The sequence below is a fragment of the uncultured Tissierella sp. genome, assembly GCF_902479755.1.
Lineage (GTDB): Bacteria > Bacillota > Clostridia > Tissierellales > Tissierellaceae > Tissierella > Tissierella carlieri.
In genome coordinates this window covers 88886-106244 of the sequence record NZ_CABSQO010000006.1, presented here as the reverse complement: position 1 = coordinate 106244, position 17359 = coordinate 88886, and the positions used below count along the sequence as shown (strand labels likewise).

The 17359-nt window shown below is 29.7% G+C and carries 19 protein-coding genes and 2 other annotated features; of the genes, 4 read left to right on the top strand and 15 right to left on the bottom strand.

Going from position 1 to position 17359, the window contains the following annotated elements; translation table 11 throughout:
* Positions 1-67: 67 nt before the first annotated feature.
* Entirely contained in the window at positions 68-451 is a 384-nt protein-coding gene (locus RDK80_RS05175) for a VOC family protein (protein WP_094904347.1), read from the bottom strand.
* Positions 452-591: 140 nt separating this feature from the next.
* On the opposite strand from RDK80_RS05175, the gene RDK80_RS05170 reads away from it, so the two are divergent.
* On the top strand, positions 592-834 hold the full coding sequence (locus RDK80_RS05170; protein ID WP_094904346.1) for a DUF2249 domain-containing protein: 243 nt from the start codon (positions 592-594) through the stop codon (positions 832-834).
* Between the two features lie 29 nt (positions 835-863).
* Here the strand turns inward: RDK80_RS05170 and RDK80_RS05165 are convergent, their stop codons facing one another.
* Positions 864-1433, bottom strand: a complete 570-nt coding sequence (locus RDK80_RS05165) for a hypothetical protein (RefSeq protein WP_308523687.1) — start codon at positions 1431-1433, stop codon at positions 864-866.
* A 164-nt stretch (positions 1434-1597) separates the two neighbouring features.
* On the opposite strand from RDK80_RS05165, the gene mnmH reads away from it, so the two are divergent.
* Entirely contained in the window at positions 1598-2638 is a 1041-nt protein-coding gene (mnmH, locus tag RDK80_RS05160; protein ID WP_308523686.1) for a tRNA 2-selenouridine(34) synthase MnmH, read from the top strand.
* A 44-nt stretch (positions 2639-2682) separates the two neighbouring features.
* Here the strand turns inward: mnmH and RDK80_RS05155 are convergent, their stop codons facing one another.
* From RDK80_RS05155 to cysK, 5 genes are all read right to left on the bottom strand, one after another.
* Complete coding sequence (locus RDK80_RS05155) at positions 2683-3039, bottom strand: hypothetical protein (RefSeq protein ID WP_216561903.1); 357 nt, start codon at positions 3037-3039, stop codon at positions 2683-2685.
* 153 nt (positions 3040-3192) lie between these two features.
* A complete protein-coding gene (locus RDK80_RS05150; RefSeq protein ID WP_308523685.1) occupies positions 3193-3957 on the bottom strand; it encodes a TIGR02206 family membrane protein in 765 nt (254 codons plus the stop codon).
* A gap of 9 nt (positions 3958-3966) precedes the next feature.
* Positions 3967-4959 (bottom strand): tryptophan--tRNA ligase, encoded by a 993-nt coding sequence (trpS, locus tag RDK80_RS05145; protein WP_216561899.1) that lies wholly within the window; start codon positions 4957-4959, stop codon positions 3967-3969.
* A gap of 298 nt (positions 4960-5257) precedes the next feature.
* Positions 5258-5463 (bottom strand) — a binding site (T-box leader).
* A 59-nt stretch (positions 5464-5522) separates the two neighbouring features.
* Positions 5523-6065, bottom strand: a complete 543-nt coding sequence (epsC, locus tag RDK80_RS05140; protein WP_308523684.1) for a serine O-acetyltransferase EpsC — start codon at positions 6063-6065, stop codon at positions 5523-5525.
* A gap of 4 nt (positions 6066-6069) precedes the next feature.
* On the bottom strand, positions 6070-6987 hold the full coding sequence (cysK, locus tag RDK80_RS05135; protein WP_308523683.1) for a cysteine synthase A: 918 nt from the start codon (positions 6985-6987) through the stop codon (positions 6070-6072).
* Between the two features lie 195 nt (positions 6988-7182).
* Positions 7183-7416: a binding site (T-box leader), on the bottom strand.
* A gap of 112 nt (positions 7417-7528) precedes the next feature.
* On the opposite strand from cysK, the gene RDK80_RS05130 reads away from it, so the two are divergent.
* Positions 7529-8230 carry a response regulator transcription factor gene (locus RDK80_RS05130; protein ID WP_308523682.1) on the top strand — a complete coding sequence of 234 codons (702 nt, stop codon included), beginning with the start codon at positions 7529-7531 and terminating at the stop codon, positions 8228-8230.
* 35 nt (positions 8231-8265) lie between these two features.
* Here RDK80_RS05130 and RDK80_RS05125 read toward each other — a convergent pair whose 3' ends face one another.
* Positions 8266-8370: an LDCC motif putative metal-binding protein gene (locus tag RDK80_RS05125; RefSeq protein WP_308523681.1), complete on the bottom strand. Its 105-nt coding sequence runs from the start codon at positions 8368-8370 to the stop codon at positions 8266-8268.
* A 22-nt stretch (positions 8371-8392) separates the two neighbouring features.
* Complete coding sequence (locus RDK80_RS05120; RefSeq protein ID WP_308523680.1) at positions 8393-8752, bottom strand: DUF2680 domain-containing protein; 360 nt, start codon at positions 8750-8752, stop codon at positions 8393-8395.
* A 194-nt stretch (positions 8753-8946) separates the two neighbouring features.
* On the opposite strand from RDK80_RS05120, the gene RDK80_RS05115 reads away from it, so the two are divergent.
* The gene (locus tag RDK80_RS05115; protein ID WP_308523679.1) at positions 8947-10320 is read left to right on the top strand and encodes an ATP-binding protein; all 1374 of its coding nucleotides are present in this window, start codon (positions 8947-8949) and stop codon (positions 10318-10320) included.
* Here RDK80_RS05115 and RDK80_RS05110 read toward each other — a convergent pair.
* From RDK80_RS05110 to RDK80_RS05085, 6 genes are all read right to left on the bottom strand, one after another.
* Positions 10317-11432: a GerAB/ArcD/ProY family transporter gene (locus tag RDK80_RS05110; protein ID WP_308523678.1), complete on the bottom strand. Its 1116-nt coding sequence runs from the start codon at positions 11430-11432 to the stop codon at positions 10317-10319. The two genes, RDK80_RS05115 and RDK80_RS05110, sit on opposite strands and share 4 nt — an antisense overlap.
* Before the next feature lie 5 nt (positions 11433-11437).
* Positions 11438-12688, bottom strand: a complete 1251-nt coding sequence (locus RDK80_RS05105) for a Ger(x)C family spore germination protein (protein WP_308523677.1) — start codon at positions 12686-12688, stop codon at positions 11438-11440.
* On the bottom strand, positions 12675-14117 hold the full coding sequence (locus tag RDK80_RS05100; protein WP_308523676.1) for a spore germination protein: 1443 nt from the start codon (positions 14115-14117) through the stop codon (positions 12675-12677). The genes RDK80_RS05105 and RDK80_RS05100 overlap by 14 nt, the downstream gene beginning before the upstream one ends.
* A gap of 323 nt (positions 14118-14440) precedes the next feature.
* A complete protein-coding gene (locus RDK80_RS05095) occupies positions 14441-15307 on the bottom strand; it encodes a hypothetical protein (protein WP_308523675.1) in 867 nt (288 codons plus the stop codon).
* Between the two features lie 185 nt (positions 15308-15492).
* On the bottom strand, positions 15493-16779 hold the full coding sequence (locus RDK80_RS05090) for an amidohydrolase (RefSeq protein WP_308523674.1): 1287 nt from the start codon (positions 16777-16779) through the stop codon (positions 15493-15495).
* A gap of 20 nt (positions 16780-16799) precedes the next feature.
* On the bottom strand, positions 16800-17327 hold the full coding sequence (locus RDK80_RS05085; RefSeq protein WP_094899162.1) for an ECF transporter S component: 528 nt from the start codon (positions 17325-17327) through the stop codon (positions 16800-16802).
* Positions 17328-17359 lie beyond the last annotated feature (32 nt).

The window sequence follows — 17359 nt, the reverse complement described above, 5'->3', positions numbered from 1 at the left end:
TTTTTTCGACAAAGTTTTATTTAAAAATTACCTCTATATTTCAGAGGTAATTCACTGTTTGTTTCTATTATTTAGTTCTTATAATTTCAACATCATATCCATCTGGATCTGTTACAAAATAATATCTTGGCTTTTCACCCGGAAGACCCATTAATTCTGTAACTTCATATCCCATTTCTTTATGTTTTTCTCTTGATGCCTCTAAATCTTCTACTCCAAATGCCATATGACTAAAGCCATCACCAATTACATATGGTTTTTCTGGATTATAGTTATATGTTAATTCTATTTCATGTTTCCCTGATTCATCAGATAAAAAAACTAAAGTAAATTCATCCTCTGGAAAATCCTTTCTTCTTGTCTCTGCTAAGCCTAAAGCTTCTTTATAAAATTTTAAAGATCTTTCTAAATCCATTACTCTTATACAAGTATGAAGTATTTTATAGTTCATAAATCACCACTCCTTTTTTGTAAATTAATGATATATATCCTATTATACCCTATTTATCCTATGTATTGAAAGTATTTTACTAATAAAATAATATTCTATTCGCTGGGCATAATAATTTAAAACTATTAGGAGGAGATAATATGTCTATTTTGCAAATAGATACTTGTGGATATGAAATTAATGATATAAATGATGTAGTTTTACGAACTTTTGATTCCCTGCCAGTAGGTGAAAAAATGGTGTTAATAAACGATACGGACCCATCTCATGTATTCAATCAATTGGAAGAAAAAAGATTTGGAAAATTTGAATGGGAATATATTGAAGAAGGACCAGATGTATGGAAAGTATCTTTAGCAAAAAAATATCTTAACTATATATAATAGGGTAGATAGCAGTTTGCTATCTACCTTTAGTTAATAACTTTATCAATATTAAAACGCTCTGAGATATCCCAGAATAATTTCAAAATCTTAATATTTACAACTATAGCTATTATGATAACCACTATTAAATATATAATACCTATTACAGGAATCAATGCTATAGGTATTGCTAGAAATACTGCCAATAGAACCTTCCAATAATAATTCCATAGCTCATCAGCCGTATTAGATAAATCTATTATATTGTTTTTTCTGCACATCTCTTTAATTCCAACAAGCAAATTATACATGAGTAGTAAAGATAAAACAGTTGAAGCTATACCAACTATAGTACCTATTAGACTAGATTGCGGCAATGTGAAATATCCATCTCTAATATTATTTTGATAAATTGAAAATAATGATAAAACTATTAATGGATAATTATATTTCATTGCCATAGTAAAATGTTCGCTATTAGGCAATAACATCTTTATTCCTTGTAAAATAATAATATAACCTATAGAGTCTGGTAATATATCAACTCCAGAAATTCTTAGATTAATAAATATGAAGATATATCCCCAAAACAACTTCTTAAAAGCCTTTTCATACATAAGTATCCCCCCCTTCCCAATGCGACTTTATACTATAGTATTCTATAGTTATCATTAAAACCACTTATAAAATTAAATTTATTTATATTATTTTCTCTGCTATAGATAAAACTAATGGTATAATGTATAGGTATTTAAATTATTTAATAGAAGAAGGGAATTATATGTTTAAAATTATTAATTATGAAGATATAGATCAAAATAGACTAGATGAAAATTATGTATTAATTGATGTTAGATCCCCCCACGAATATACATTAGAAACAATACCAGGATCTGTTAACATCCCTATTTTTGATGATAAGGAAAGAGAATTAATAGGTACAATCTATAAACAAGAAAGTATTGAAATAGCAAAGAAAATTGGTATAGCAACTGCAGCAAAAAATCTTCCAAGTATTTATGATAGGGTCTCTGAACTCGATAAGGAATATAATAATCTTATATTTTTCTGTGCTAGAGGTGGATTTAGAAGCAGCTCATTGGTTTCTCTTTTTAAAACCCTTGGAATAAATGCCACTAAACTGGATTGTGGATATAAGGGGTATAGAAAATATGTCAATGATCACCTACCAACAGTAGTAGAAAACATAAAATTTATAGTCCTTTATGGGAATACTGGGACAGGTAAAACTAATATTTTAAAATCTCTGGGAAGTCAAGGCTTGGATACTCTTGATTTGGAAGGTTGTGCTAATCATAGAGGTTCTATCCTTGGTAGTGTTGGTCTTGGTGAACAAAACAGTCAAAAAATGTTTGAAAGTCTTGTATACAAATCCTTAAAAAATAGAAAGACAAATTTTGTTTTTGTAGAAGGTGAAAGTAAAAGAATAGGTAAAGATATAATACCTAATTATTTGTATAATGCCATAAACAATGGAATAAATGTAAAGATTGAAGCTAATATAGAAACAAGAGTAAATAATCTTTTGAAGGAATATGTTCATGATACAGATAATGAACTTATAACCTCACTCCATAATCTAAGAAAATATTTGGGAGATAGTAATATTGATAAATATATAAAACTAATTGGAGAACATGATTATAAACCAGTAATAGAGGAACTGATAATAAAATATTATGACCCTCTTTACGAGCATAGAAATAGAGTTTATGAGGCAGTATTTTATAATGATAATGAATTACAAACAACTAATAAAATTATTGAATGGGCTAAAGATCATAAATATGATAAAAATTAATAAGACATAAGTGGCTTAATTCTTTACTCTGTTTTTTCATTAAATTAGAAAATTAAACTAATAAGGTAAATAATGGTTCCTGAAATACCCATAAATATACAAAATCTATAACTATCAGGAATTAAACTCAAATCACTCTTTGTTGGATTAGTTCTCCCAGTAGAAAATTTTTGATAGTTATATTGGGTATTCATTACCATTTTACTGCCACCAAGTACTGATAATGCTCCTACACATATTATTGCAAGAGAAGCATATTCTAACAAGTTCTTAAAGCCTAGATTAGTAAACCTACTTAATATGAAAGTTATTACAATTGTAATCAATATCATAATTATTAACTTTTTTATGTATTTAATTAGTTTAGATTTAATTATGTTCCAATCTATACTTGTTTTCATAATTTCTCCTTTCTTTTAAATACATAGAATAACTTCTTTATTCTCATCTTTTAATATTTTTTACATTATATTCTATTTACCCCTTTTTATACATATAAAAACTTAAAGTATAAAAATCAAGCTATAATTATAGCTTGATTTTTATACTTTTCCTTATAAAGTAGATTCAACCAATTCTTCATCTATCTCTAATGCTTTATATATAGTTTTTGCTATAAAATATACTAAAATCATAAATATATTAAAGGCAAAAAATGCTGTTAAACTATATGTTCTAGGTGACATGTATTTTTCAAAAAATGCAGCGGCAAAAGGGGCTTTATTTAAATAGCAATAATTAGAATTAGTTGCTTTATTAAATATATAAATTAGTAAATTATAAGTATTAGTAAAATACAATATTGATTTTAAACTATTTCTATCTATCCTATATTGATCTACCGCTAAAATATATACTGTAGACCATAACAACCCAATATGTCCTAAGAAATAGGAAATATTTGTATAATGAGGAAATGAGAAGGGATATAAATCAACAGGCATCATTAGAACTAATATAGATCCTATAAATCCCCAGTAGCATCCAACATTTTTAAATATTTTTTTATCTGTTATAAAAGCAAGTATTATAAAAATGATAGCAATTCTACAATTATATAGTGGTAAACTTTCTTTTATAGTACCATATCCCGAAAAACTGTACCAAAGATATAATATTATTTGCTGCAAAAATAAAATAATAATCATTAAAAGCTTAAATTTTCTTCCTATCAGAGGATTTCTGAGTTTTCTTTGATTCAATAATATAAATTGAATTCCTAGAAATGCAACTAAAATAATTACCAAATGAGTCAAACTCCAGATAGGAAATACATATCCATCTGGAGTACCTCTAAAAAAATGTTTTATCAGTTCCATAAGTTCTCCCTACCTTGCTATAAATCCTATCTTTTTATAAACCTTTCTAAGGGTTTTCATGGCTTGATACTCAGCTTTTTCTGCCCCATCTTTATATATCTTTTCTAGATAATCTTTATTTTTTATCAGATATTCAAACTTATCATGAATAGGTGAAAGTCCATTAACTACTACCTCTGCTAAATCTTCTTTAAATTTTCCATAGCCTTGCCCTTCATAACGATTTACTATTTGTGGTATTTCCTCATTTGAAAATATGCTATAAATTGTTAATAGGTTCTTTAGCCCCAGCTGTTCATCATTATATGCCATTGCTCCTAAAGAATCTGTAACAGCTCTTTTTACTTTTCTTCTTATGACATCTTTATTATCTAGAATCAATATATATCCATTTTCATCTGAATCAGATTTACTCATCTTTGCCTCTGGATTTTGAAGACTCATTATTCTAGCCCCGAATTCCTTTATTAGTGGCTCTGGCACCTTGAAAGTATCACTATATTTATTATTAAATCTTATTGCCAAATCTCTAGCTAATTCTAAATGTTGTTTTTGGTCCTCTCCTACAGGCACTAAATCAGTTTGATATAAAAGTATATCTGAAGCCATTAAAACTGGATAAGTAAATAATGCTGCATTTAGATTCTCCTCAGATTTCTTAGATTTCTCTTTATATTGAGTCATTCTATTTAATTGTCCCATATAAGATATACTATTTAATACCCAAGTTAATTCTGCATGGGCTGGTACATGAGATTGGACAAATAAAGTACTTTTATCTGGATCTATTCCACAAGCCAGATATAAAGCTAAGACATCTAATGTGTTTTTTCTAAGGTCTTTAGGTACTTGAGGTACTGTAATAGCATGCATGTCAACTATACAGTAGTAGCAATCATATTCATCTTGTAGCTCTACCCAGTTTTTTATAGCTCCTATATAATTCCCTATAGTTAGTGCTCCTGAAGGCTGCACTCCACTAAATACAATTTTCTTTTCCATAATAGTCCCTCCTATAATTCAATTCATAATTCATAGACATAGGCCGCTTGCACAATTCACATTTCTTAATGTACTGACTCTACATCAACTCACAACCTTTATCTACCCCGTAGGGCATAATTCAGTGGTGTCCGATAGGACCTAGCGTTCGTTGTGTTAGGTCATTTTCCGCAGTTTCGCAACTCAAATTTGTTCACTCCCTAATGGTCGTGCAAATTTGGTGCTCATTGCGTTTGACCTACATCAACTCACTAGCGTTCGTTGTGTTAGGTCATAAAAAAACCCTTTCATCTCTAATTAAAGAGACGAAAGGGTAATTTCCGCGGTACCACTCTTTTTGCTAAAAGCCAACTTTAATCCTTTAAGGGTGATTAACCCTATATCCTAATTATTTCAGATATATACTCCCAAGTCCATTCATCATAATAGTATCGCTAAGTTCTCACCATCCCTAGCTCTCTTTAGATCTTTATTATGATTACTATTCTTGTTCATTGTTAGTCCTATATTATATATATTATACTCTAGAATATTATATTGTAAACAATAAAATTTAATATTATTTACACGACATAAATATATCCATAATTTCTTTTTTTAACTACTCTAGCTGGAGCTCCTACTGCCGTAGAATATGGTGGAACATCTTCTAATACTACAGAATTTGCTCCTATTTTAGCTCCCTTTCCAATGGTTATAGGTCCAAGTATCTTAGCCCCTGCACCAATGATAACGTCATCTTCTATGGTAGGATGCCTTTTAGCCCCCTTTTCTCCGCCTATTCCTCCCAGAGTCACACCATGATACATTAGTACATTATTTCCTATTTCAGCAGTTTCACCTATTACTACACCCATTCCATGGTCTATAAACAATTTCTCTCCAATTTTAGCTCCAGGATGTATCTCAATGCCAGTTATTCTCCTAGCTCGCTGAGATATTATCCAAGAGAGCACAAATCTCTTCTTCTTATATAGTTTATATGCAATCTTATGATAAAATATTGCCTTTAAACTTGGGTAGAAAAACATAGCTGTAAAAAGACTTTTAGCTGCAGGATCTTTTTCCAATATGTTTTTTCCTTCTTCTATGAGAAACTTAAACATAGAATCACTCTCCATTAAATAAGTCAGTAGATAAATACCTTTCACCAGTATCAGGAAGGACTGTTAATACTATTTTACCTTCACCTAGTCTTTTAGCTATTATATTTGCAGCAGCCAGATTTGCTCCTGATGAAATTCCACATAGAATCCCTTCTTCTGCTGCCAATTTCCTTGCATATGAATATGCAGTTTCTTCATCAATACTTAGTATTTCATCTACTATATCATTATCAAATATATCAGGTATAAAGTTTGCACCTATACCTTGTATCTTATGACCACTTGGCTGCCCTCCTGTTAGAACTGGAGATTTAGCTGGCTGAACTGCTATAAGCAATATATCCTTATTATATTCTTTTAGTCTTTTTCCTGCTCCTGATATAGTTCCACCTGTTCCAACTCCTGCCACAAAGGCATCTATATTCCCATCAGTGGCCTTAAGTATTTCTATACCAGTTGTTTCATAATGAGCCATTAAATTATTTTTATTTGCAAATTGATTTGGCATAAAATAATTATTATCTCTAGCTAATCCTTCTGCTAATTCTACGGATCCTGCCATTCCATATTTGCCTTCGGTTAAAATAATTTTTGCACCATAGGCTTGCATTAGTTTTCTTCTCTCTATACTCATAGTATCAGGCATAACTAAAATTACATTGTATCCTTTTGCAGCTCCCATCATAGCCAAACCAACACCTGTATTTCCACTTGTAGGTTCAATTATTGTTCCACCTTTAGTTAAAAGTCCCTCTCTTTCAGCTGCTTCTATCATATATAAAGCCGCCCTATCCTTTACACTACCAGAAGGATTAAAGGACTCAATTTTTACAAGTATCTCTGCCATTCCTTCTTTTTTCATATTATTTAGTCTTACAATTGGTGTATTTCCCACCAATTCTCCAATATTATTTAATATCATTTTGCTACCTCCCTTTATTCAATTCATAGTTTACAATTTAAAATAATAAGTCACTAGAAATTTTATTTCTTATAAATAAAACATACTTTTAGTTTATCCTCATCTATAGGTAAAATTCCTCCGAAATTTTTATCACCTTCTTTGTATACTTTTAAGTTAAATTAAAAAAACCTTTTACCCATGTATAAATAAATATACAGAGGCAAAAGGTAAGTTTCGCGGTTCCACTCTGCTTGGGGTAATCCCCAGCTCGATTCAAGTACTTTCATACTCTAGTTCTATAACGGGAACAACCGTATAAGTCTACTATAGTTTTCGACTCCATGCTCCTTAGTGCACTTCAAATATATATTGTATAGATTCCTTTCACCAATAGAATCCTCTCTGAAATACTCTATATAATTTACTTTACCAATTCATAGCATTTTAGTATGTTTTAAATATTATATTCAAGTATAGCATAATAGTTCTTAAAAATAAAGCATTTTTTTATTTTTTATTTATATTATTTTTGGGTAATATGAATATGAGGTGATTAAATTTGAATTACACAAATATTTTATTAGTAGAAGATGAAAAAAATATTTCAGATGTTATTAAAGCGTATTTAATCAAAGAAGAATTTAATGTGTTTTTGGCTAATGATGGAGAGATTGCCTTGAACTTGTTTAATAATAATGATATTCACTTAATTATACTAGACTTGATGATACCCAAAGTTTCAGGTGAAGAAGTATGTAAGAAAATAAGATCTGTATCTAATGTGCCAATTATAATGCTGACTGCAAAAACTCATGAAGACGATAGAATCGAAGGTTTATCCATAGGGGCTGATGATTATGTATTAAAGCCCTTTAGTCCCAGAGAACTGATTGGCCGAGTGAAAGCATTACTTAGAAGATCTTATCCTAATTCTAGACCTTCAGCTGAAAAACTTAGTTTCAATAATGGCGATTTAGAAATTGAAGTAGACAAAATGACAGTCAGAAAAAACAATGAAAATATTAGCTTTACAACAAATGAGTTCAAAATTTTATTAGCCCTTGTATCTAACCCAAATCATGTACTTTCAAGAGATCAATTGATTGAATTTTCCCTTGGTCATGAATACGAAGGATTTGATAGAACCATCGATACTCATATAAAAAATATTAGACAAAAAATTGAAACTAATCCAAAATCCCCCGAATACATCCATACTGTTTATGGAGCTGGATATAAATTTGGGATAGGAAAACAATAACTACACTTTTTGATATCAAAAAGTGTAGTTATTGTTTATTTGTTTTTGCTTAATTGGCAATAATCCAATGGTTGTTCTCCAAAAGATTCTTTATTAGCCTTTGCAAGTTTATCTAGCATTTTTTTAATCCATTTTAACAAATTGCCTCACCTGCCTCCGAATTTATCTTGCCCAACTATTACCTCTCATCATGCCCATTCCTCTTCCCATTCCAAAGCCTTTTCCACCACAACCACCTGGCATGAATCCATTTTTATTATGGAATTCTTCCATTTCTTCAAAATGCTCTTCCCACGCCTTTGCTTCTTCTTCTGTTATTAATCCACTTTCAAGAGCCTTTTTTATTTGTTCCTTCTTAAATTCAGTTCTTTCCTTAAACCATGCTTCTCTATCTTCTATATTGAAGTTTGTATTTCTATTTCCAGAAACTATACTTGGTGTTTTCGTTGTATCAGCATATGCAACTAAAGAACCAATTCCTAGACTTAACACTAAAGCTCCTACTACTAATGATTTTTTCACAATAACCTCTCCTTTCATTCTATAGCTTCATTATAGCTATAAAATGTGAAGAAAATATGGAGAAAATTAAAATTATCTTTAACTTCTTCATAATGACTTCAAGATTAACTGTTATAATATAACTATACTATAACAAAAAATTACCTGTACACATAATTTTAATGTGTTCTTTAACAATTATTGGAGGAATATATATGAAACTTTCTAAAAAACTTACTCTTAACTTCATATTTTCAATTCTTGTGTCTATTATAATCATTAGCTTTATATCAAATCTAATGATAAATAATAAATTTGAAAATTATCTTGCTGAAGAGCAGCAGAGTAAACTTCAGAAAATATGTGATGAAATTAATGATTTATATAATAAGAATGGATATGTCTTATATCAAAGAGAAATTAACTCCTATGCATCCTTAGAAAATGTATATATTGAAATAAGAGATTTAAATGATAACATATTGTATACTTCTAATAATGGAAATGGTATGGAAGGAATGGGTGGGATGCATAGAAGGATGATGAGGATGCACAACATTCCTGAGGGAAATTATATAGAAAAATCCTGCCCATTACTTGAAGGAAATGATGAGGTGGGAAAATTAATTATAGGATATATTGATAATGCTTATTTAACTGAATCTGCAATTATTTTTAAAGATACCTTAACTAAATCATTCTTTATTTCAGCTATATTCACAATCTTCCTTGGACTAGGAACAAGTGCTATGCTGTCTAAATCTCTAACTAATCCTTTATTAGAAATTAGAAATACAGCAGTTGAAATGCGCAAAGGTAATCTTAACAGAAAATCTAATGTAAATACTAGTACAGTAGAAATTCTAGAATTATCAGATTCAATTAATTATCTTGGTGAAACTTTGGCCAAACAAGAAAATATAAGAAAAAAATATGCTTCTGATATTTCCCATGAACTTAGAACTCCTTTAGCTACCCTCAAAAGTCATCTAGAAGCTATTATTGATGGAATATGGGAGCCTAATGAAGATCATTTGAATATTCTAATGAAAGAAATCGATAGATTATCTACTTTAGTTGATGATCTTAAAAATTCCTTTAGGTCGGAAGAACTAGATCTAGTTCTAAATAAGACTAGATTTGATATGTCTAAAGAACTTCGAGATACTATTACAACATTTATTCCCCTATATACAAAAGAAGACTTTTGCATTGAAACTAGCATAGAGGATAATATTAACATCACCATGGATAGAGATAAACTTAAACAAATAATGTATAATCTATTATCAAACTCCATTAAATATCTTGATGAAGGAGGTAAGGTTTTTATAACTCTTATAAGTAATAAAGATAATAGCATTATTAAAGTAGCTGACAATGGCATAGGAATAGAAGAAAAAAATCTGCCATTTATATTCGACAGATTTTATAGGTCTGATAATTCAAGAAACAAAAACACTGGCGGAACTGGACTTGGTTTATCTATTGTAAAATCTATAGTTGAAGCACACAATGGAACAATAGATATAAAAAGTAAATATGGAGAAGGGACAGAAGTTATAATAACTCTTCCTTTAAACAACTAATTTCCAAGTCTCTCATGTTTTCCAAAGGAACTTCTTCTAAAGAAGTATACTATCATTATTACTAAGGGTATGAAAGTCTTGAAAATAAAATAGTAAATATATTCTGACAATCTTATTGGTTTTAACTCTATTAATATGGGCTTAAACTCAGCAATATAATAAGTTATCAAAATACTAATTACTCCAATAATGTATAATATTATATTTTTTCCTTTTTTCCTAAATATTTCTTTAAAGGCCTCACTGGAAATATAAAGATATGCAGTAATCTTACCCATCATAGCAATTATCCATATAAGTGTATAAACAGACTCTAGTCTTTCAAAAATAGAGTAGGTTTTAATACGCCTAATATAATTTAAAAATGGAAAGTTCGAGTGTTTAGCTTGCTCTATTCCTAATGATGCTTGAGTTGCCACTACTACTAGTAGTGCAAATAATAAAGAATAAAAGACGGCTTTAGTAAAAATTTTATTTATAGCTTTCTTATTTTCGAGTTTTGGGGTAATCATACTTATTATAGATATATCAACAAATATAAGGGATAATTCTATTGCACCAATATTAATATCTAGAAAATTAGAATCTTTATATATAGGCAGTAATATTTTTAAATCTATGCTATTATATCCTAGAAGAACAAAAATGATGACTGAAGTTATAATTATTGGAACAAATAATTCTGCCCCTCTAAATAAAGCTTCCCCCCCTTTAGAGGCAACATATATGCAGCTGCCTATTAGAAATATTATAGTTATAATTGGTTTTGTATTTGTCAGGAATGAAGTTCTTATCATTTGAATAGCTGTATAAGAAAATAAAATTGATATGGTTGCAAAAAAAATTCCATAAAGCACCCCCATAATCTTCCCTAAAACTTTACCCAATATCTTTTCCAAATATCCAATAATTGTAAGTTCATTGAATCTATTAGATAAAAATAATAAGGGAATAGATGATAAGATGGTATAGAAAAAAGATACTATAATAACTATCCATATATCCTGATTAGCTGGACCTATATATATTGTAGGCATAATAGTAATTATAGTTGTTATTCTATTAATAGTAATAAGTAAGCTTGCTTGCCTTGATGAAATCTTTTCACTCATCCTTATTATCTCCTTCTTCTTAGGTTACTAGGCACATTAATAATTCCAGCCTTTACTATATCTGTTTCTACATTGATGCTATAAGATATATCTGGAAAAATGTTATTCCAGTCTTCAGCTATATCTTTCCATATCTCTGGATATTGGCGATGTACTGTTGTCCCGATACTGAAATTATCTTGCTTGAATTCCTTTTGTCCTTTATCCATAGTTGCTGAAACAAGACTTTTTACTTTTTCAGAACAAGATTTTTCAAGTTCTTTAAGAGTTTCAGAATCACTTATATCAACTGCTTTATTTTCTTCAGCTAATGATCCTCTTAACTTTATGTTAATATTTAAATGTATTTGTCCATTAGATATCTCAATATTATTTTTAGTTTTTGAATTTAGTATTTCTACTGTAGTAAATTTTTCCTCATTTCCAATAATGGCCTTCCCATTATTTAATCTCTCAGGAGTATTAAATACAATTCCTCCTCCTTTTACACGATCTACAATAAAGTTAAAGCCAAGTATTTCATCTCCATCAAAGTATCCCACTAAATAATCTCTCTTCAATACGGCTCCGCCAGATACGTCTAATATTGATTTCATAGGCATATTTCTACGCCTTTCTTCATCTATTACTCTTTTTTCTAGTCTCTGTACAACTCCTATAACAGGCTCATTACTTATTTCATAGTAATATCTAAAATATTCAGCCATACTTACACTCAAACATTTTCCATTGTACTGAAAATTATCTAAGATATCCTTTAAGTAGGCCCCAGCAGATTCACTAAGCTCTCCCTTCACTCCCATTACTTCATAGGCCTTAGCTTCCTTAGCAACTAGTATGTATGCACTCTCTCTTGGTTCATAATCTCTTAGAAATAAATCTAAGAATCCAGTGATACCTTTCTTGGCGAATTCTTCTCCAAATATAAGGATATTAGAATGAGAAAAAAATAATTTTCTATCAAAATGCAAAGTTACATCTCTGATTGCCTCAAATACTGTTTTACCCATACCTTGAGCAAATACTATATTTCCTTGAGAATAAGTAAAGTCGGATGATGAGCTATTAGATGAGCCATTAGATGTAGGGTCTACTATTTCACATGTTATTATCACCTTATCATTTTCCAAATCAATTCCTGTAGCCGTAACTATAGCTAGAGTCTGTAGTTCATGGGTTTCAGTGCAAGATGTAAGGATTAGAGAAGTTACTATTAAATATATTGCTGTAATTAGAAATCTCTCATTTTTTTTCATCTATATCATTCCTTTTCCTTGCATTTTTATTAACTATAGCCCTAGGCCTATAATCCATCTCCTTTATGGATCTCATAAAAATAAAATCTTTCATACCTTCTCTATCATATGGAGCTATAGGATACATATAAGGAACTCCAAAGGATTTTAATGAAATAAGATGAATTATCATTACTACTATGCCACAGACTACACCATATAATCCTAATGATCCCCCTAGAAAAAGTAATATTAGTCTATAAATAACTATTATTTCTCTCTGCTGTGGAACTATAAATTCTGATATACCTGTAATTGCAATGACTATAACCATTAGAGGGCCAACTATTCCTGCTTGAACAGCTGTCTGCCCTATTACTATACCACTTACTACAGTTACTGCTGTACCTATGTTACTAGGTATTCTAAGACCCGATTCTTTAATTAGTTCAATAAAAAAGAGCATAAGTAATGCTTCTATAAAAGCTGTAAATGGTACTTCTTCTATGTTCTTAGCCATAGACATAAGCAGTTTTGTAGGTATCATTTCTTGATGAAAAGTTTTTAGAGCTACAAAAAAACCAGGCAATACTATTGAAGCAATTAAGGCAAAAATTCTTAGAATTCTTAGAAATGTTCCATACTGTGGTCTTGAATAGTAATCCTCAGCCATTTGCAAATCTTCTATAAATAACTTTGGCACGGTCAATATATCTGGACTTCCATCACATAAAATAGCAATCCTTCCTTCTAAAATTTTCCCAGCTGTTACATCAGGCTTTTGTGTATATCCAATTGTACATATCATTGTTTTTGGAGCATCCTCTATATAGCGTTGTATATATGCTGAATCCAATATTCCATCTATTCTAATATTTTCTATTCTCCTTCTTAATTCATCTAATATCTCTTGCTTCACTAAACCATCTATATAAGCCAATGACATCTGAGTATTAGTTTGTACACCTAAAATATAATCTTCAAATACAAAATTATTATTTCTAATTATTCTCCTTAAAAGGGCCTTATTTACATTAATATCTTCGATAAAACCTTCCTTAGGTCCTCTAACTACCCTTTCATTTCCAGATTCTTCTATTGTCCTTTTCTCCCAGAAATTTAATTCGAACAAATATGCTACATTCATACCTTCTATGAATAACACAGCATTACCAGTTGTCATTGGGTATGAAATTTCATTCATATCATATACCTCTTTTGCACCTGCAATAAAAATCGTACATAATACATCTTGAGGAGATATTAAATCTTTGATTAAAGGCTTTATTAAATTATCATTTAATCTGCTTTTATCAACTAGCCCATCTATATATCCAACTATTACCTTAGTATTACATAAGGTATCAAGCTCATATAAAATTAGATCGCTAGAATTTTTAAATATTTTCTTTAATTCTTCTCGATTTTCTTCTAGATTCTTTGAAATCATAATTCTCACCTTTAGGATTTTTCGATATCATAAATTATTGCCAACTAATAAAAAAATATAATAATCATTAGGAAAGTCCTAATGATTATTATATTCACAAAACAATATAGTGTCTGTTCTCCACGATTTTATTATCTTTTAACTAAATCCCTAGAATGTTTTTCTGCTCTAGACTTTGTTTTATCTATATCTAATATCTTTACCCCTCTTTTTTCAATTGTAGAAATTCCTTTAAAATCTTGACTAATAATACAAATATATAAAGTAATCTTAACCAATATAATTTACAAGCACAAGATTTACCAGTTTACTATATTATAATTCTATTGTATATTGTCTTTTACTATATATGCCTCAGAAAGCATTAAATGAGCAATAAATAACTCTTTATTGTTAAAATCATCTAGTTTCAGTTCATCCAAATAATCGATAATACTATTAATTTCCTTAATATTTTCTTGAATACCTAGTTCTGAAAATAACATCTCTATTACCCCTTTAATTATTGCTGTTTCTTCTTCAGCAAGAAGACTAATAAATTTTTCTATTCCTTCTTGAGTATATGATTTATATAGGTATGATCCATATCCTTCTGCATATGCTCCATCTAAATCATGAGAATATTGGCTAATTATTTCTTCTAAGGAATTACTCTCTTCTAAATTAATAAATAATCTATCCAGCTTTTCTACATCTTTTTCTAATGCCATCATTTCTTTACTTTTAATTTCAACATTCTCATCTGCTTTAATATTCATCCCTACTTTTCCACTGGCTTCCTTGCCTATAATCTTTATTCTACTTTCGCCTTTCTTAACTGAAATTGTTTTACCAACCTCATCAGTTCCATACAAGATAGTTATAATCTCATAATCTGGTGATATCAATACTACCTTGAAATCTCCTTTATTGATATTTGATTCAAAGTTGATTGTGATTTCACTGTCTTCATTAACTGTAATATAATATATAGTATCCATTCCTGTAAAATATTTGAATTCGATTATTTTTTTGTTATCTGCATCTTTCCCTAATTTTTCTAAATATGTAAAGCTATCATCAGTTTTTATAATCTCAATATCATCATCAAATATACCCTTTTGATAGTCATTAGCAAAATCACATCCACTAATAGTCACAACTATTAATATTACAAGAGTTATTAGTTTTAATTTCTTATAATATTTCACATTAAATCCCCCTTTTTTATAAATCTCAACGTGAAATCGATCTCTATCTTATAGCATAAAATTAATATAACTTGCTGAGCTTTATAAAATCAATGTTCTTAGTGAATTTTATTACTAGCACAGCAAGTTAATTTCTTAATAACTATTATATTGGATCCAAAGCAAACATATTTCAATAAAGTTTATTATCTTCTAATTAAATCCTTAGCATGCTTTTCTGCCATAAATTTTATCTTTTCTACATCTAATGTCTTTATCTCTCGCTTTTCCATTATTATCTTTCCATCTACTATAACTGTATCAACATCTGAAGCTTGGACTGAATAAGCTAAAGAGGATATTATATTGTGATGCGGATAAAGATGAGGTTTATCTATATCAATTAATATTAGATCTGCTTTCTTGCCTAATTCTATTGACCCTATTTCTTTATCCCAATTTAAAGCCTTTGCTCCATTTATAGTTGCCATCTCAAGGGCTGATATGGCTGGAACCGATACTGCATCTAAATTAACTGCCTTGTTTATAATAGCTGCTAAGTTAATTTCTTCAAACATATTTAAGTTATTATTAGATGAAGAACCATCTGTCCCTAGTGCAACTGAAATTCCCCTATTTAACATCTTATCCACTGGTGCAAATCCACTAGCTAATTTTAAGTTGCTACCTGGATTATTTACTGGATACACATTCTTTTCCCTCATAATTTCTATATCATTATCATCTACATGAACACAGTGAGCAGCAATAGTGTGTGTATCAAATATCCCTAAATCATATACATGTTTAATTGGAGATTTGCCATATAGTTTAAAACTATCATCCACTTCTTTCTTTGTCTCGGAAAGATGTATATGGATACCTGTGTTTAATTCCTTTGCCAGTTTAAAACTCTCTTTTAAAAAATCTGGGCTACAGGTATATGGTGCATGAGGTGCTACCATAACCTTAATTCTTCCATTTCCCCTACTATTCCAATTTTTAAATAATTCTCTAGTCTCATTAAGTTTTATTTGTGCCTGATCATCTTCGATTAAACCTCTAGTAAGTACCCCTCTCATTCCTGATTCTTCTAGCCCTTTACCCACTTCATCCATAAAGAAGTACATATCACAAAAAGCTGTAGTACCGCCTTGAATCATTTCAATCATACTTAGAAGTGAACCCCAGTATATATCATCAGCATTTAATTTCGCTTCCGTAGGCCATATCTTTTTAGTCAACCAATCATGCAATGGCAAATCATCGGCAAAATTTCTAAGCAAGGACATACCTATATGTGTATGGGCATTAATTAACCCAGGCATGGCTATCTTATTGTTTCCATCAATAATTTTTTCAACATGTAAATCTTCTCTTATTTCACCAATATGCATTATCTTATTATCAACAATATAAATATTTGTACTTTCTATTAATTCACTCTTCCCATCCATAGGTACTAATTTAATATTTTTAATTAGTATACTCATCTTTACCCCTCCCTAGTCTATTAATCTAAATCTATGGTAGTATATCTTACTATACTATATACTAAGCTAGGTACCAAAACTAATTGAATTATAATACCTGGTATTCCAGTTGTAACTCCTCCTATGACAAATATCATAGGGTCCATTTCAATTGCAAAAAATGCCGCTAATATAAACACTACTAATCCTGCCATTATCCTTCCAGCTATCATAGATATTATCAATGCAACTACAGAAGGTAGTTCTAACTTTCTATATAGTATTGAAGCTACAAGTCCATAAATACCTAATTCAAAAATCATAATCACTGCCATTGGAAACAATGGCGGCATTCCAGTAATCAAAGAATTAAGTATAGGTGTTAACATACCTAATAATAATGCTAAATACGGTGGTAATAAAAAGCCTCCTATTAAAACTGGAACATGCATAGGTAAAAATATATTTCCTGGAATTCCTGTTGTATGAAATATCGTTGGAATAATAACTCCTATTGCTAATAATAATCCTGCTATAATTAATCTCTTAGTATTATTTTTTTCGTACATTAAATATCTCCTTTCTACAGGATAGCAAAGCT

What these genes read in the sequence shown, in the direction of transcription:
- trpS (WP_216561899.1), bottom strand. Translation starts at nt 4,959, where the DNA reads ATGGAAAAGAAAATTGTATTTAGTGGAGTGCAGCCTTCAGGAGCACTA.
- RDK80_RS05100 (WP_308523676.1), bottom strand. Translation starts at nt 14,117, where the DNA reads ATGATTTCAAAGAATCTAGAAGAAAATCGAGAAGAATTAAAGAAAATA.
- RDK80_RS05150 (WP_308523685.1), bottom strand. Translation starts at nt 3,957, where the DNA reads ATGGAACTGATAAAACATTTTTTTAGAGGTACTCCAGATGGATATGTA.
- RDK80_RS05155 (WP_216561903.1), bottom strand. Translation starts at nt 3,039, where the DNA reads ATGAAAACAAGTATAGATTGGAACATAATTAAATCTAAACTAATTAAA.
- epsC (WP_308523684.1), bottom strand. Translation starts at nt 6,065, where the DNA reads ATGTTTAAGTTTCTCATAGAAGAAGGAAAAAACATATTGGAAAAAGAT.
- cysK (WP_308523683.1), bottom strand. Translation starts at nt 6,987, where the DNA reads ATGATATTAAATAATATTGGAGAATTGGTGGGAAATACACCAATTGTA.
- mnmH (WP_308523686.1), top strand. Translation starts at nt 1,598, where the DNA reads ATGTTTAAAATTATTAATTATGAAGATATAGATCAAAATAGACTAGAT.
- RDK80_RS05175 (WP_094904347.1), bottom strand. Translation starts at nt 451, where the DNA reads ATGAACTATAAAATACTTCATACTTGTATAAGAGTAATGGATTTAGAA.
- RDK80_RS05115 (WP_308523679.1), top strand. Translation starts at nt 8,947, where the DNA reads ATGAAACTTTCTAAAAAACTTACTCTTAACTTCATATTTTCAATTCTT.
- RDK80_RS05110 (WP_308523678.1), bottom strand. Translation starts at nt 11,432, where the DNA reads ATGAGTGAAAAGATTTCATCAAGGCAAGCAAGCTTACTTATTACTATT.
- RDK80_RS05170 (WP_094904346.1), top strand. Translation starts at nt 592, where the DNA reads ATGTCTATTTTGCAAATAGATACTTGTGGATATGAAATTAATGATATA.
- RDK80_RS05085 (WP_094899162.1), bottom strand. Translation starts at nt 17,327, where the DNA reads ATGTACGAAAAAAATAATACTAAGAGATTAATTATAGCAGGATTATTA.
- RDK80_RS05090 (WP_308523674.1), bottom strand. Translation starts at nt 16,779, where the DNA reads ATGAGTATACTAATTAAAAATATTAAATTAGTACCTATGGATGGGAAG.
- RDK80_RS05165 (WP_308523687.1), bottom strand. Translation starts at nt 1,433, where the DNA reads ATGTATGAAAAGGCTTTTAAGAAGTTGTTTTGGGGATATATCTTCATA.
- RDK80_RS05105 (WP_308523677.1), bottom strand. Translation starts at nt 12,688, where the DNA reads ATGAAAAAAAATGAGAGATTTCTAATTACAGCAATATATTTAATAGTA.